This is a genomic window from Desmonostoc vinosum (assembly GCF_059505385.1).
On record NZ_JCACKM010000084.1, the window covers coordinates 13,729 to 30,576 of the forward strand.

Annotated in this window: 6 protein-coding genes; 5 read left to right on the plus strand and 1 reads right to left on the minus strand. The window is 39.8% G+C overall.

Annotation, left to right across the window (positions count from 1 at the left end; all coding sequences use genetic code 11):
• Nucleotides 1–167: 167 nt before the first annotated feature.
• A complete protein-coding gene (locus tag AC5JMF_RS14430; protein ID WP_495796413.1) occupies nt 168–11,186 on the minus strand; it encodes an amino acid adenylation domain-containing protein in 11,019 nt (3,672 codons plus the stop codon).
• 891 nt (nt 11,187–12,077) lie between these two features.
• Between AC5JMF_RS14430 and AC5JMF_RS14435 the strand changes: the two genes are divergently transcribed.
• The 5 genes from AC5JMF_RS14435 (at nt 12,078) to devC (ending at nt 16,741) form a co-directional block, all read left to right on the plus strand.
• Nucleotides 12,078–12,698 (plus strand): PEP-CTERM sorting domain-containing protein, encoded by a 621-nt coding sequence (locus AC5JMF_RS14435; RefSeq protein ID WP_495796414.1) that lies wholly within the window; start codon nt 12,078–12,080, stop codon nt 12,696–12,698.
• Between the two features lie 254 nt (nt 12,699–12,952).
• Entirely contained in the window at nt 12,953–13,342 is a 390-nt protein-coding gene (locus AC5JMF_RS14440) for a C6orf136 family protein (protein WP_495796415.1), read from the plus strand.
• A 180-nt stretch (nt 13,343–13,522) separates the two neighbouring features.
• Nucleotides 13,523–14,011 (plus strand): lipocalin-like domain-containing protein, encoded by a 489-nt coding sequence (locus tag AC5JMF_RS14445; RefSeq protein WP_495796416.1) that lies wholly within the window; start codon nt 13,523–13,525, stop codon nt 14,009–14,011.
• Nucleotides 14,012–14,231: 220 nt separating this feature from the next.
• Nucleotides 14,232–15,581, plus strand: a complete 1,350-nt coding sequence (locus tag AC5JMF_RS14450) for an ABC exporter membrane fusion protein (RefSeq protein ID WP_495796417.1) — start codon at nt 14,232–14,234, stop codon at nt 15,579–15,581.
• Nucleotides 15,578–16,741, plus strand: a complete 1,164-nt coding sequence (gene devC / locus AC5JMF_RS14455) for an ABC transporter permease DevC (RefSeq protein WP_495796418.1) — start codon at nt 15,578–15,580, stop codon at nt 16,739–16,741. Before AC5JMF_RS14450 ends, devC begins: the two co-directional genes overlap by 4 nt.
• Nucleotides 16,742–16,848 lie beyond the last annotated feature (107 nt).

A 16,848-nucleotide genomic window follows, 5' to 3' on the forward strand; every position in this document is an offset into this window, starting at 1 on the left:
ATATTTCTTATATTTACTTACGCAATTGAGGTATGTTAACGCACCTATTATGTGTATGTGATGCGTTAGGATTAACGTCCTAACGCACCTTGTGTGATAATTTATTTTTTGGAAGTCCCTGAAATAAATTGGTACTATATCTTAAATGTGTGTATTCATATTTCAACCTATTTCTGATTCCGGAATGTTTTCCTAGTATTTATCTTTTCTTTGATAGCAGTACGTTTTTGTAAACGATTACTAGCAATATTTTTGCCTATTTCAGCAGAATTATCTTCATTGCCAGCAATATATTGACTCAAGGAGTATACAGTTGGGTATGTAAAAAGGTCAACTACTTTTAGTTCAATATCAAATATTTCTTGCAATTTATTCTGCACTCGAATTAAGAGTAATGAGTTTCCTCCGATCTCATAGAAATTGTCATGAATTCCAACTGTTTCTATGCGAAGTACTTCTCGCAAAACAGCGGCAATTTTTTGTTCAGTTTCAGTTTTAGGCGCTGTATATTCAAGGTTAGAGCGAGTATTTTCTTCTGGCTTGGGCAATCGTTTACGGTCTACCTTCCCATTAGCAGTTAGCGGCCAAGCCTCCATAATAATGTAATCAGCAGGAACCATATATTCAGGCAGTTTTTCTTTGAGATATTGACGTAAGTACTTAGTAATAGAATTTGAATCTTGAGAAAACTGAGTGACTCCATTTTGCTGGTCGGCTTTAGCAAGTAAGGGAGACTTTAGCAAGATATATGCTACTAAACGCTTGTTTTGTTGTGAATCTCCCACTGCACTGACCACTGCTTCTTTGATGCCTGAAATTTGCTGTAATGCAGCTTCAATTTCTCCTAATTCCACACGGTAGCCATTGATTTTTACTTGAAAGTCTTCTCGACCTAGAAACTCAATGTTACCATCAGGTAAATATCGTCCTAAATCCCCTGTCTTGTACAAACGCTCTTGAGTCACTGGATGGTTAATAAAACTGGCTTGTGTTTTTTGCTCATTTTTCCAGTAACCTAAAGCCAATCCTACACCGCCAATATAAAGTTGTCCTGGTACCCCAATTGGTCTAATATTCATTAACTCATTCAACACGTAAAAACGTTGATTAACTAAAGATTTGCCGTAGGGAATACTCTTCCAATTAGAATTAACTTGTTCAATGGCATAGCTAATAGACCAGATTGATGCTTCTGTAGCTCCTCCCAAACTGATTACTTGAGCATTAGACCACAGAGACCGAATTTTTTCTGGTAAGTTAATTGGCAACCAATCTCCACTTAGCAAAGCTACTCGCAAGTCGTTAGTTGGTTGTTGTGATTTTCCTGAAAGATATTCCACCAACATTTGCATTAAAGCTGGTACAGAATTCCAAATAGTAACTTGGTGAGTTGTAATTAACTCTATCCAGTGACCTGGATCTTTGGTTCCTGTTGGTGCTGGCATTACTATGGCTCCTCCGGCTGCTAATATACCGAAGATATCGTACACTGACAGGTCAAAATTTAAAGCTGATAGAGCCAAAATTCGATCAGATGGTTTTACTTGAAAGCGTTGGTTGATATCGAGGATTGTATTGACTGCTCCTCGATGGTCAATCATCACTCCTTTGGGTAAACCTGTAGAGCCAGAAGTATAAATTACATAAGCTAGATCTTCTGGAGTTTGTACTAGGTCTAAAACAGGTAGATCTAATGCTGCTATCTCTTGAGTATCTACAGACCAACAAGTAATTCCTTCTGGCCAGCACAGAGATTCTTGCAAGTAACTTTGGGTTAAAACTTGTTTGACTTCTGCTTGTGCAAGTAGATACCACTGGCGTTCTTGGGGTAGTCCTGGGTCAATAGGTAAGTAAGCGCCACCAGACATCAAGATTCCGAGGACTGCTACTACTTGTTCCCATCCTTTTTCCATAACTACAGCTACTAGAGTGTTGGGTTGAACTCCCGATCGCCGTAATTCATTCCCTAAGTAATGCGATCGCCTGTATAGTTCTTGGTAGCTTAGGATTTTGTCTGTGGTAATAATTGCAGGTGATTCGCTTTGAGCTTGTACCTGCTTGATAAACAAACTATGCAATGTTTCCTTAGACAATGAAGAAGTTGTCTGATTTATTTGTGTTTGTAAGGTTAGTTGCTCTGGTAATAACAGTTGGTGATGAGTCTGATTCCAAGGTTCATCAGATGTTGCTAGTTGTTTTAGCCAATTACAGTAAGCTGCAAACATTTGATCGAGAAGATCTTCAGGAAATAAATCTCCGACTGCATCCCAATTCAGCACTAATGCTCCTTTCTCCTCTAACACTTGATGATCAAGCCAAACTTGAGGAGTTTGAGCAACACCATAAACCATCTCTCCTAATTGCTTGAGGCCAAATCCTTCTCCTAAATCTTCATTAGCTAAAGAACCTAACCCTAAAGTACTGGTAAAGACTACTCCCATTGGTTGACTACGTCCGCGGCGACGGAGTTCTCGTTGAACTTCTACTGCGCTGACATAGTTATGCTCTAAATCTTGCCAAAGTTGCTTTTGTAGTTTTTGAGCGCGATTTATAAATGATTTTGCAACTGAGTTATCTACCTCCAGCAAAATTAAAGAGGTAAAATCTCCCACTAGCTGGTTAACTTGAGAATGTATGGGAAGCCGATTAAATAGGGTGAGATTGATGGTAAATTTGGGAGATTTACTCCAAAGATTTAAGATGTCAGCAAAAGCAGTTAACAACAACCCAGAAGGAGTCAAATTCGCCTGACGAGCTTTTTGCTGTAATTGCTGCCAATGAGTTGGAGACAATCTAGCACTGCGACGCTGGAACCGAGGTTGGGTAATTGCAGAAATCGGTTGACTAAGAGGAATTTCTGGGGCAGGTGGTAAGCTATCAAGACGATCAAACCAATATTTCTGACAACGCTGATATTGTGGGGTATCTTTGAGGGCCAACTCCGCTAGTACATAGTCTCGGAATGATAATTCTAAGATTGGAAGCGAACTTTCAGGATCTTTATACAACTGCATCCATTGAGTGAATATCAAATAGATACTCCAGGCATCAGCTATTAACAAATCAAGGCTGATATGTAATCGGGTTTGTTGATTTAAACGAGTAGCTTGGATGCTAAACAAAGGCCACTGGTTTGCTGGTAAAATCTCGTGAGACATTCGCTCACGAATTACTTCTAGTTCAGAACTAATCGTTTGAGGAAGTTCACCAGCCAAATCCAAAACTTTAATTTCGTAGGTAGGTACTTGCTGAAGAACTTGTTGTTGAGCGTCTGCAACTACTACCATCCGCAGCATATCGTGGTAGGTAATTAATTTCTGCCAAGCTTGGTTGAGGCGCTCTAGATCTAAATTTTCACAGTCTATTTCTATGTAGATATGTGTGGCAATATTACCTAAGTCGAAGATTTGTTGACGGCCTAGCCAATAGGCTTGCTGAATTTCATTGAGGGGGAAAGGTTGATAGCGTTGGTCAGAGTGAGTGACAATAGTTGGTAGAGATGCTTCTGACGGAGTTTGTTCGCTTTGACTAAGTTTTTGGCTGATGTCTGCACAGAGACTAACAATGCTGTCGCCTTCAATAAACTTCGTAATAGGAACGTCTATCTCTAATTTGGTTTTAATTCGGTTGCGTAATTCCACAGCCATTAAAGAGTCGATTCCCATTAAGTTGAGAGGTTGCTTAGCATCAATGTCAGCAGTTTTCATGCCTAAGACTTGAGCAATTTCGTTTTGGAGATGAGTTATGAGGATGTTTTCTCGCTCATTACCTTTAATGCGCTTGAGTTTTTCTAGAAGCTGATCGTTTTGATTAACCGTTGTCGAAGTTGCATTTTCCCAGTCTGCTAAGAATGGCCATTTTGCAACTTTGTCTTGCCATGCTGACCAATCAATAGGTACTACGCCAACTTCTGTTGCAGTATTACCCATGATGAGTTCCAGAGCTTTGATTACCTGGTCGGGTGCGATCGCACCCATACCACTTTGTTGCGCTCTAATATCTGCACCTCGCTCGGCTGCTTCTCCAATTTGAGCAACCGCACCCCAATGAATACTTAAACCAGACAGTCCCATTGCTTTGCGATAGTGGGCTAAAGCATCAAGAAAAGCATTAGCTGCCGAATGGTTTCCTTGACCAGGCGAACCTAACAAAGATGCTGCCGAAGAAAACAGTACAAAAAAGTCTAATGGCTTGTTTTGGGTCAATTGATGTAAATGCCAAGCTCCCTGAACTTTCGGAGCCATCACTTTCTCAAAGCTAGACCAACTCTGGTTTTGCAGTACCCCATCTGATAACACGCCAACTGAGTGAATTATCCCTGCTAGTGGGGTAGTTAACTGGTTGATGTTATCTAATACCCTAGCGATCGCTGCATATTCTGATACATCTGCTATTGCTACTATAACTTGGGTGCCGACTGCTTTTAACTGGGCTAATTTGCTTGTAGCAGCATCATCAGGCGGACGGCGACTGACTAAAACTAAATGCTTAGCTCCCTGTTCTACCATCCAGCGTGCCACCAATAGTCCCAAACCTCCCAGTCCGCCTGTAATTAAGTAAGTCCCATCTTCTCGAAACTTCAAAGGCGTTGACGTTGCGTTATTAGTTGGTTGTGCTGTCTGAGTCACTACAATTTTGCCAATATGTTTGGCTTGTTGCATGTAACGGAAGGCGTTGATGACATCTGCGATCGCAAAAATCTTCAATAATGGTGGTTGTAGTAAGCCTTGCGAGAATTTACTGAGCAACTCTTGTAACATTGATTGAATTAACTCTGGTTGCTTTTGAGATTCTCTCACTAAATCAACTACCCAATAAGACACATCTGGTCTCACTTGTGCTACTTGGCTGGAGTCCCAAACTCCTCGCTTGCCAATTTCTACAAACCGACCTTGGTAACTAACTACTGATAGACTCTTGGTGATAAACTCTCCTGATGTCAAAGAGTTAAATACAATATTTACGCCTTTGCCGTGAGTGATTTCCATCACTTGCTCAGCAAAATCCACATTCCGGGAATTCATGATGTGTTTGACACCCATTTCTCGTAGGGCTTCCCATTTGGGTGGACTGGCGGTGGCGAATACTTCAGCTCCAGCAAGCTTGGCTATTTGGACTGCTGCCATTCCTGTTCCGCCAGCTGCCGCATGAATTAAAATGCGATCGCCAGCTGAAATCTGCGCTATATGGTGTAGAGCATAATAGGCGGTTAAGAAATTCACCGGAATTGATGCAGCTTCCTCAAAGCTGAGATTATCTGGTTTAAGAGTTACAAACTGGGCATCAACGATGACATATTGGCTAAAACTGCCAGCAGCCATAGCAATGACAGAGTCTCCTACTTTCAATTCAGTAACTCTTTCTCCCACAGCTACTATTTCCCCAGCACATTCCCTACCAAAACTATCCATCTCTAATAGGTGCTGTTGAGATACTCCATCTACTTGCTTCGGAATCAAGTCTAATGCAGCTACTACATCAAGGAAATTCAGTCCTGTTGCTTTCACCCGAATTTCCACTTCATCTGGTTTTGGAGAATGTCTAGCTGTTGGTTGGAGGATTAAGTTGTCTAAAGTACCTCTTTGTGATGCTGTTAGCCGGAATGGCTGTGTGGGCATTTGCTGTTGTTGGTCTAGAGTCTTTTGTCGGAGACGACTACTGACTAAACGTGCTACATAACGCCAATCCTCTCGCAAAGCTACTTGGTCTTCTTGATCTTCCGACCAAATTTCCGACCACAGTGCTAAGCCTTTTTTCTCCACAGTTTGGTTTGGGTCTAAATCAATCCTGACACATTTGAGTTCTGGGTGTTCTAGGTCGATGACTTTCCCCATCCCCCACAATGAAGATTGTGCGACTCCAGATACTACAGGAATACTATCAGGAACTGGTTGCGCTCCTTGGGTAACTAACCATAATCGTGGGGTTTGGGATAATTTTCCTTTGACTAAAGCTTGTACTAGAGATAATGTAGTGCCACATCCCAGCTTTGTTAAGCTCTGCAATTCTTCAGTGTTAATTGTTTGACCAATTCCTGCTTCCAGAGTCCAACATTGCACAACACCGGATAAATTCGGAGAGTGGGTTGTGATTTGTGCTATCAGTTGCTGGAATTCTTCTGGGTGTTCTGGGTTGAGGGTAAATTCTGTTGGTGAGAGTTGTTGATATTTTTTACCAGTAAATACCAACGTACACACTGCTCCTACGGAACGCAGTTGAGTGGCTAATGTTTGAGCAATTCCTTGTTCATCTGCCAAAATTAACCAATTTGTGTTTAAAGATAATAAAGACTCTGTTTGATTTGCATCAGCTTGAGCAACAATTACTGTTTGCTGCGATAAAGCTTCTTCCAATTCATCAAGCTTTGGTAGAGCGACCACTTGCGTAAAACCAGTTTGATTTAGCAATTGCTGCCACTTAGTTCTACTCAGTAAAGGATAGTCTGGTCGTAATTCCCAATCGCTAAATTTCCACCAGCCTTCTAACAATCCAAAAATCAAATCTAACCATCGTTGACGGACTGTCCCTTCCACCAACAGCAATAATCCTCCTGGTGCTAATAATTGCCGTACATGGTTCATGGTTTGAGTCAAATTCGCTGTGGCATGAAGCACGTTGGCAGCAATAATTACATCGTACTGATGTAATTTAAATCCTTGGGTTGTGGGATCTGCTTCTATATCTAAGGCTTGATAGCTGACAAACGGATAGTCTAAGAATTTCTCTTGAGCTTTGGTAGTAAATAACACACCAATATCTGTAAAAACATATTCCGTTTGGCTGGGATTTAGATGAGGCAGAATATAGCTGGTGGTGCCTCCAGTACCTGCACCGATTTCTAACAACCGTATCCCTTGATGTTGTGGTAAATTTTCACTGGCTTGAGTAATGACTTTTTGTACCAAAGTGTTCATTACTTTAGCTACCGGGGATTCTTGATAGAGTTGAGTTGCAGTTGTTAAATCTCCTTCAGGGAATACTAATTGTACTGGGTCAATGACTCCTTGTAACACCCGACTGAGTTGAGATGCACAACGTTGTACTAAAGTCAATTCTGCGATCGCATTTGGATATTGACTAAGTAAGATCTGGGTTTTCGATTCTGGGTTAACTGCTTTTAAGGTTTCTAAAACTTGCCACTGCTGCTGATTTGCCTGTAAAATCCCTACTTCTGCTAGTATCTGGAGCATTCGATGGCACAATCTTTGATGGCTAGGAACTATGCCTAAGCTTGTAACTGCAAAATCTGTGGAGAAGACTGCTCCTGGTGGGAATTGCCAGCCTAATTGCAATAATGCCTGAATCACATACTCGGCGCTTAATTCTTCTAACTGAGTTGCGATTTCTTTGTAGCTGTTTAAGTCTGCTGACGCTACTAATTCTGTTGAGGAGTGACTTAGTTTTTGCCCTACTTCTGTGGGATTGAGCAAATAATCAGGAGGTAGCAGACGACCAAAACGAGGTTTGGCTTTCCATTCTACTTCGTACAGCCAATTAGTGATGGATTCGGATTCAGTTTGGAGCAAGGTTTGAGGAGTAGCTCGTCTAACTTGTAAGCCTGTGACTGTGGCAACGATTTCTCCTTCATCATTGACTAAAGTCACTTGCGTAGTTAAGTTGTCTCCATTTTTGGTCTGGGGTGAGGTTACTGATGCGATCGCCCACAAATTCAGTTTGGGAGGACAGTATACTTTAAAATGATCGATTCTTACTGGTAAATAAGTTTGATTGCTATCTATTTCTGGTAATGCATGATTGATGACCTGCAACGCAGCATCTAGCAAAGCTGGATGTAACTGGTAGTCTGAGGCTTCTTCTACCAGTTCAAAAGGTAACTTAATCTTAGCCAGTGCCTGATTTGAACCCGACCACAATTGTTCAATTCCTTGGAAACTAACTCCGTAGTCAATGCCTCGTTGTCGGCTTTGTTGATAATGTCGTTTGACTTCTACAGGCTGAGTACACTGTGCTTTGTATTTTTCCAGGTCTTCAGTTACAAAAGTTTTGTTTGTTTTGTCCGGTCGGATTTTACCTTGAGCGTGAAGTATCCAGGGAACTTCGTCTTGGTTTTCCTGTTGCTGTTGAGTTAATATTTGGAACTGGTAGCTATCTTTTTCTATGAAAGTAAGAATTGTCTGGACTGTTTTGATTTCCCCTGTTGGTAAAATTAATCCTCGCCCAATTACTAAATCTTCTACCACCAGATTAGAAGTACCAAGTCGATTCAGCCCTGCTGCTAGAGCCATTTCTAGGTACGCGGTTGTCGGAAACAAGGCTTTATCAAACACCCTATGATGACTGAGGTAAGCTGGCTCATCTTCAGCGAGGAAAGATTCAAAACGATATTGTTTATCTAGCCCTGCTAAATAAAGTTTTTGACCAAGCAGAGGATGGAGAACTATTCCCCTCAATAAGCATTGTTCTTTAGATCTTCTATTTTTAATTTCAATCCAGTAGCGCTGACGTTGGAAAGGGTAGGTGGGTAAAACCACCTTTTGACGCAGAGAATCGCCCTCAAATCCTGACCAGTCAATAGCCACACCTTGGACATATAACTGCGCCAAACTCGAAAGCATCACATGCCACTCACAAACACCAGCACGCATCGAAGCCAACCACACACCTAACTGTTTCGGCAAACATTGCCGTCCCATACTCAACAAATGTGGTTGTGGTCCAACTTCTAAAAACACGTCATAACCTTGAGTTGACAAAGTCTGCATACTTTGAGCAAACATCACCGGCTTCAGTACATGAGCTAGCCAATATTGCGCCGTTGTGATCTGCTCATCTGCAATCTCTCCAGTCAGGTTGGATATCAACGGGATTTGCGGCTGATGGTAGGTGATTTGATTGGCAATTACTTCAAACTCTGCCAGCATCGGTTTCATCAATGGTGAATGAAACGCATGGGATACTTGCAAGGGTTTTGTTTTGATGCCAAGAGATTCCAACTGCTGAGAAATTGCTGCAACTGCGGTCTTTTCCCCGGAAATGACTACGCTTTGTGGTGCGTTAATTGCTGCGAGGGAAACTGTGTTTTGATACTGACTCAGCAGTGGTTGCACTTGTTGCGCTGATGCCATCACTGCTACCATTGCGCCCTCAGAATTCAACTTTTGCATTAACGAGCCTCTGGCGGCTATCAGTTTGAGACCATCTTCTAAACTGATAATTCCGGCTATGGTTGCGGCTACGTATTCACCAACGCTATGACCAACTACCACATCTGGTTTGATTCCCCATGATTGCCACAATTGAGCGAGGGCATACTCTAGTGCAAATAGTGCTGGCTGGGTATAGGCTGTTTGATTAATTGGCAATAGACTTTGTGCTTCGCTTGTCGATGGGTAGAGTATTTCTAGTAAAGGATATTCTAATTGACTAGCGAGGATTTGCTGACATTGGTCTATGGCTGCACGAAATACTGCTTGGGTTTGATAGAGTTGTCTTCCCATGAAGACATATTGTGAACCTTGACCTGTAAATAAAAATGCTATTTTTTTTGGGTTGCTTGTGTTAGTGATTTGTCCTGATGTTACCTGTGTTATCTGTTCAGTAGTTTGATATTCATGCAGTTTTTCTGCTAATTGTTGTTTGCTGGCCCCAATTACTGCTAGTCGGTGATTGAAGTGGTCACGTCCTGTGTTTGCTGTGTAGCAGACGTCTGCTAGTTCTGTTTCGGTGTCAGTTGTCAGATATTTGTAATACTTTGTGGCTAACTCTTGCAGTGCTGTTTCCGTTTTTGCTGATAGCGTTAGTATTTGTAATGGTCGTTCTATATGACCTTCGTTTTTGACAACAGACTTCTGATTCTGCAATTGAAAGGATGCTTCTTCCAAGACTATATGAGCATTAGTACCACCAATACCAAAAGCACTTACCCCACTTCGTCGGGGTATTATTTCACCTTTTTGTGTTTTAATTTGCTCCCAGTTTTGATTTTCTAAGACAATATAGAATGGGCTACCATTTAACTTAATATGTGGATTGAATTGTTCAAAGTTCAGTAATTTGGGTAATTTTCTATGTTTCATTGCTAATAGAACTTTTATTACCCCTGCAATTCCCGCAGCACCTTCCAAATGTCCTATATTAGTTTTGACTGTTCCTAGACCACAATAAGAATGCTTACATTGGGTTAGTTCATACTCTCCTTCCGTTTCCTTTTGTCTGAAAGCTCTTTTAAGACCGTTAATTTCAATCGGATCTCCTAAAGGAGTACCAGTTCCGTGAGTTTCAATGTAAGAAATAGTATTAGGAGCAATGCCGGCTTTTTGATGAGCAGCACGAATTACCTTAGCTTGAGCATAAATATTGGGAGAGGTTAAAGTTCTTGCTTTTCCACCATGATTAACTGCGCTTCCTTTGATCACACCATGAATATGATCTTGATCTTGAATAGCTTTCTCCAGGGGTTTTAATAAAATTACCCCAGCTCCTTCTCCACGTACATAACCATCAGCTCCACTATCGAAAGTTCTACATTTTCCTCTTGGAGACAACATATTCTGTTGACTCATTTGAATGTACGTTGTTGGTGACAACAACACACTAATTCCACCCACTAATGCTTGATCACATTCCTGTTCTTTCAAAGCATTAATAGCCTGATGAATAGCAACTAAAGAACTTGAGCAAGCTGTATCAACAGGAAGACTTGGTCCAGAAAAATTAAAATAAGCAGAAATTCGATTTGGAATCATAGTAGTCCAACTGCCTGTTCCACTATGTACGTCAATCTCTTCCTCATTCAATGTCAAAATTGAGTCATAACTACAAGCCCCAATAAAAACACCTATAGGACTACCTGATAATTTTAGTGGTGAGTAGCCAGCATCTTCTAAACACAACCAACTCAACTCAAGCATCAACCTTTGCTGAGGGTCTATTCGGATAGCTTCACGAGGAGAAATACCAAAAAATGAAGCATCAAACTGATCCACTTCTTGAACAAACCCACCCCATTTACTAATACTTTTATTAGGTTGTTGAAGCAGTGGAGAATAAAAATTCCTCAGTTGCCATCTTTGGGCAGGGATTTCGGTTACGCTATCTACTCCCTGCTCTAAATTTTGCCAAAACTGATTGTAGTCGTTAGCTCCAGGAAAACGACAAGCCATCCCAACAATAGCAATTCCTTCTTTCCATCTTTCCGGTGAGCGAAAATTATTTTTGCTTTCCATATGTTGTGTATTCAGTATCTTTTATCTCACTAATATTGTGAGGCTAGTGACTGTTGATATAGTTTTTAGCTAGGATTCAACCTTTAATAGCAACATCTTCTGAGCGTCTGCTCAAAAATATTTGAACTAATTGTCATCACATTACCAATGGTTAAATCGTATGTTTTACCGACACAACGAGATACTAAAACCAGATTATTTAAAATGGAATGACGCCTTACGGTTATCTACGGAAATTTTATCAGGATTGAGGAGTATAGAACTCTTTTTTACTCGATCAGCTATGACTTATACAGTAACAGCAAGGCTTAGACGTAATTACCTTACTTTTTAATATTTACTTTATAAATCGCAACTTAGATAAGATTACCCTGGTCAAACGCCAAAGGTCAAGCAACAAACTCGCTAAATTAAAAACTTTGTTTGTAAAATATTACTTTTCAAAAATAGTTAAGACCTTTTTTTGGATGAATTGTATTTACTAATGTTACGAAGTATACTTAGCAAAATAAGTAACTTTGTTGGCGAAATTGTTATTTGATTTCTAAAGATTTTTACAACTACTGACTTAGAATCCACACTCTCTCAGTAGGGTTTCTGTCTTCTTAACTTTACTAAATATTCTTAATATAGTAGTATTTTTTTTTACTGTATTGTTCAGTGCCAGAACATTGTACTGAAATTTTACAGTATTTTGAAAAATTATTTTTTCGCAGTTCATTAATAAAGCTATAAGATAACTGGTGCTTGAGTTTTGCTTAATTTTTTTGGCAATACAGCTGTTTTTTAACCTAATTTGTTCTTTTTTTTAAACTCACTTATTACACAATTTGATGTAATATACGTGGCAAGTAACAGTATGATGTTCTCAACTCAAGAGAGTAAAAGCCTATGATGTCACTTCTGAAAAAAGTTTCTGGTGTAGCTATTTGTACAGCGGTTATTAGTTGCGCTGTAGTACAAGCTAGACCAGCTCAAGCAGTAAGTCTTACCCTGAAAGCTCTTTTAAACTCTACTGTAGAATTTGACGGTTTTATAGAACTGCGAGATGACTGGCAAGCAGACAGTAACTATACGAACGCTGATTTAGTAAAATTGACTCTAAATTCAGCTAAAGTAAATTCTTCAGATGTTCCATTCTCTCCCCGTCCCGCAGAATTAGTCGATTTTACAGGTTCTTCTTTCAGTGTTCCTGTAGATAAAATCCTAAGTGGCATCATCCCAGATGATAACAGTGGAACATGGGTGGGTAGCTCTGCTGATAATAAAGTAACCTCAGTCATACGTTGGGGTAACGATACATCAGCTGCTGGCAGTCCGCTAGAGTATGCTGTGAATTTAGGAGGAGCAGAGTTGAGCAATATTGTGCCTACAGGAAATGTGAGTGATGTATTTTCAGTGAAATTTGCACCTGTACCTGAGCCTACTTCCGTATTAGGATTTTTAACAGCTGGTATTTTTGGTGTAGGTTTAAAAATGAAGCGCAAGTATTTTAAAAAAATCTCTGAATAGTTGGTAATAGCTATTACTGATTAGAAGTTAACTATATAACTTCTAATCAGTAATATAACAATCCTAAATTATTCGTGAGAACCAAAATACCCGACTTCATAAAAGTCGGGTATATGGACATTACGAATTCTCAAAAGTCAAATAAGATTGCTATAGTCTATAGCAATTATCTAAAAAAGAGATGTCAAGATAGAAAACCTGTAGTCTCATTTTGCAGATGTGCAATCTTTAGCTATCAAGTCATAGGTTAAAAAATGCAACAACTAGATACTGTTTCCATTCTCAAACAAGATTACGAAAAATTTCCCAACGACCAGAACTACAGTATATACGCAGAGGATTTCTATTTTGAAGATCCTTTTAATAAGTTTCAGGGCGTTGAAATGTATAAGCAAATGATTGGTTTGATTACTGCTGGGTTGATTGATGTAAAACTCAATCTTCTTGAACTTACTCAGTCTGGAAATACAATCAAAACTCAATGGATGCTCAGTTGGACTGCCCCGTTTCCGTGGCAACCTCGGATTAATATACCAGGGCGGAGTGAAGCAGAGTTGAATGAGGATGGGCTAATTGTTAAGCACATTGATTATTGGGATATACCAGCCGCTGACGTTTTAAAGCAGCTTTTTCAGTTAACATAGCGCCTCAATTGTTTTAGTTGTGATTAAAGCTTAGAAGTCTTTAGTTGTGGCAGCGATCGCTATTTATTGGACTATCTACGTCAATAGTAAAATATTGTTTGTGTAGCTCTCAAATATTTATATCTAATTATTTACCTCACTTTTGGTAAATAATCAAGTATGAATTAACCGAATTAATAGATGATGATGCAAAATATAGTTTCAGAAAATGATTTAGTAGGAACTTGGAAGCTAATTGCTTTTAAATCTATAGGTACAGAAAAAATTGATTACCCATTTGGTAAAAGTCCTGTAGGCTATATCATTTATACCCAAGATGGCTATATGTCTGCCTCGATTATGACAAGCGGTCGCCTGAATCTTGAAATGTCAATAGCAGAAATGCAAAAATTTAGAAATGTGGCATTGAAACCACAGCTAATAGGAGATATATTAAAATATATAAAAGCAATTTTGAGATATTTCCAAGCGGCAAGAAACTACATTTCTTATAGTGGTAAATATGAAATTATAGATAATAAAGTCATTCACCATGTTGAAGTTAGTTTAGTTCCAGATTGGACTGGTACAGACTTGGAACGGACTTTTGAATTCTCTGGAGATCAGCTCATACTAATTTCACCTCCTGCTGGAGATGCGTCTTTTCATCTGACTTGGCAACGTGTTTAGAAGCCAATTGTAAGTAATAGCTATTGTGTAAATTTTATGCAAAACTAATTAATAGTTACAGTCAATTGAAATGACATGAGGTTTGGGAATTATCAACAGAACGTTTAGTGAGTTTTAATTTGTTGCGGATAAATCTGGGGATTTGATTAGATAACCTTGGATTGAGGATGTTAAATTCAGCTAAATAATAACCCCAGGATGTATCAAAGGATTAATTTCTATGCAGACTAAAGAATCTACATCAGAGGTTAACACATACCCCAAAGGTAAAGGAGGTTTCAACCGTTGGGCGATCGCTACTTTTTTTACTCTCGCACTTGTAAGTAGCGCAGTTATTTTCTACAGCCTATTTAGCAAGCATTCTACGATGCAAGCCTCAAAAGGTGCTAACTCAGCTGCACTTTTAAAGCCTAAATTGATTACAGCCTTGGGTCGTTTGGAACCCCATGGAGAAGTGATAAAATTATCTGCTCCAACAGCATCTTCAGATGGAAATAGTAGTACTCGTGTAGCTAAACTGTTGGTAAAACAGGGGGACTGGGTTAAGCGTGAACAGATAATTGCAATTTTGGATAGTCACGATCGCCTTCAAGCTACTCTTAAAAAATCTAAAAAAAAAGTCCAGCTAGCCAAAGCTAAACTAGCTCAAGTTCAAGCAGGTGCGAAAATAGGAAATATTGATGCTCAAAAAGCCAGGATTATAAATTTAAAAGCTGAATTACAAGGGCAAATTACTTTACAGAAAGCAACAATTCAACGGCTAGAGGCTGATTTTCAAGGAGAAAGAGAGACTCAACAAGCTGCACTTAAACGTTTAATAGCTCAGTGGCTCAATGCCCGAACAGAGTGCAGGCGCTATCAAACATTATTTCAAGCAGGGGCGATCGCTACTTCTGAACGTGATAGCAAGTGTTTGGCCGCAGATACAGCTTCCAAAAGTGTCAACGAAGGCAAAGCCACTTTACAACAGATACTAGATAGCAGTCGTGCCCAGATCAAGGAAGCCCAAGCTAATTTGCAGCGTACACAAAACACTCTGCAAGCTCAACAAGCAGAAACAAAGGCGACGTTAGAAAGTATTGCTGAAATTCGTCCTACAGACATCATGGTAGCTCAATCCGAATTAGAGGGTGCGATCGCCGAAACTGAGGAAGCGCAAGCTTTGTTGAATCTTGCTTACATTCGCACACCCATTAATGGACAGGTGCTGCAAATTCACACTAGACCAGGTGAGAGCGCTAGCAGTGATGGAATTGTAGAAGTCGGACAAACTGACCAGATGTATGCAGTTGCTGAAATATATGAAAGTGATGTCAAGAATTTGCGCTTAGGACAGAAGGCTGTAGTAACCAGCAGTGCTTTTTCAGGAGAAGCTAAGGGAGTCGTTGATGAGATTGGTTTACAAATTCGTAAGAAGGATGTGCTTGATACTGACCCTACCGCAGCTATTGATGCCAGAGTAGTAGAAGTCAAAATTCGTTTAGATCCTAATAGCAGCCGTAAAGTCGCTAACTTAACCAATCTAGAGGTAACAGTTAAAATTGTACTCAAGGATAAAACCTCAACATGAAATGGAGAACTCCACTAGCTTGGCTACAGATGAGCCGGAAAAGAAGCCGCTTAGTAGTGGCGATGGCAGGAATTGCTTTTGCTGATATGTTAATGTTCATGCAACTAGGTTTTCAAAGAGCTTTGTACGATAGCAATACGAGGTTGCATAGAAGTTTACGAGCTGACATTGTTTTAATTAGTCCTCATGCTCGCAATATTTCCGAAATGACTACCATTCCCCGCCGTCGTTTGTACCAAGCTATGAGCTTTGAGGAAGTAGCATCAGCCGAGCCACTTTACACAGATTTTGTAGACTGGAAAAATCCTCAAACTCACCTTAAGACTTCTATCTTGCTCATCGGTTTTAATCCCAATAAATCCGTATTCGATATTGCAGGTGTTAATCAGAATTTGGATAAGCTGAAGTTGCCAGATACCTTACTTTTCGATCAGGGTTCTCGTGGAGACTATACTACAACCATTACAGCTCTACAACAAGATAAAATCATCTCCAGTGAGATCCAAGATCGTAAGATTCAGGTAGCTGGGTTATTTTTGTCTGGCGCTTCCTTTGCCGCTGACGGTAATGTGATTACAAGTGATTTAAATTTTCTCCGCATCTTACCCCACCGTCGCTTTTCCGAAATCAGTGCAGGCTTAATCAAGCTTAAGCCTGGAAATGACTCTCAGCAAATTGCAACAGCATTACGTACCTACCTACCCAATGATGTTAAGGTTATGAATTTTGATGAGTTTGCTAAGTTTGAGGAAACTTATTGGGCTAACAATACCCCAATTGGCTTTATCTTTAGTTTAGGAACTGGAATTGGATTTGTTGTTGGTTTAGTGATTGTCTATCAAATTCTCTCTTCAGATGTAGCCGATCATACAGCTGATTACGCTACGCTAAAAGCTATAGGATACCCTGATATTTATCTAATTAAAGTTGTTTTTCAAGAAGCTCTAATTCTAGCTATTTTAGGCTATTTTCCAGGATTTACTATCTCTTTTGGACTTTATGCTTTAACACGAAGTGCTACTAATTTACCTTTATATATTACGTTAATTCGAGGAGCAATTGTATTCTTGCTTACTGTTATTATGTGTTTTATTTCAGGTGTAATCGCCATGCGAAAACTTCGAGCCACTGATCCTGCTGAACTCTTCCAGAAGCAATAACTTAAAGTTAATTTTAATCAATCGAGAAGTCTTATCTCCTATCTAAGCTATGGGGTATTCTACTGTTCGGTAATTTCTACTCATAACTAGACAAAACTAACGGAACG

Coding starts and splice junctions, on each gene's coding strand:
- AC5JMF_RS14450 (WP_495796417.1), top strand. CDS start 14,232: ATGCAGACTAAAGAATCTACATCAGAGGTTAACACATACCCCAAAGGT.
- AC5JMF_RS14440 (WP_495796415.1), top strand. CDS start 12,953: ATGCAACAACTAGATACTGTTTCCATTCTCAAACAAGATTACGAAAAA.
- AC5JMF_RS14445 (WP_495796416.1), top strand. CDS start 13,523: ATGATGATGCAAAATATAGTTTCAGAAAATGATTTAGTAGGAACTTGG.
- devC (WP_495796418.1), top strand. CDS start 15,578: ATGAAATGGAGAACTCCACTAGCTTGGCTACAGATGAGCCGGAAAAGA.
- AC5JMF_RS14435 (WP_495796414.1), top strand. CDS start 12,078: ATGATGTCACTTCTGAAAAAAGTTTCTGGTGTAGCTATTTGTACAGCG.
- AC5JMF_RS14430 (WP_495796413.1), bottom strand. CDS start 11,186: ATGGAAAGCAAAAATAATTTTCGCTCACCGGAAAGATGGAAAGAAGGA.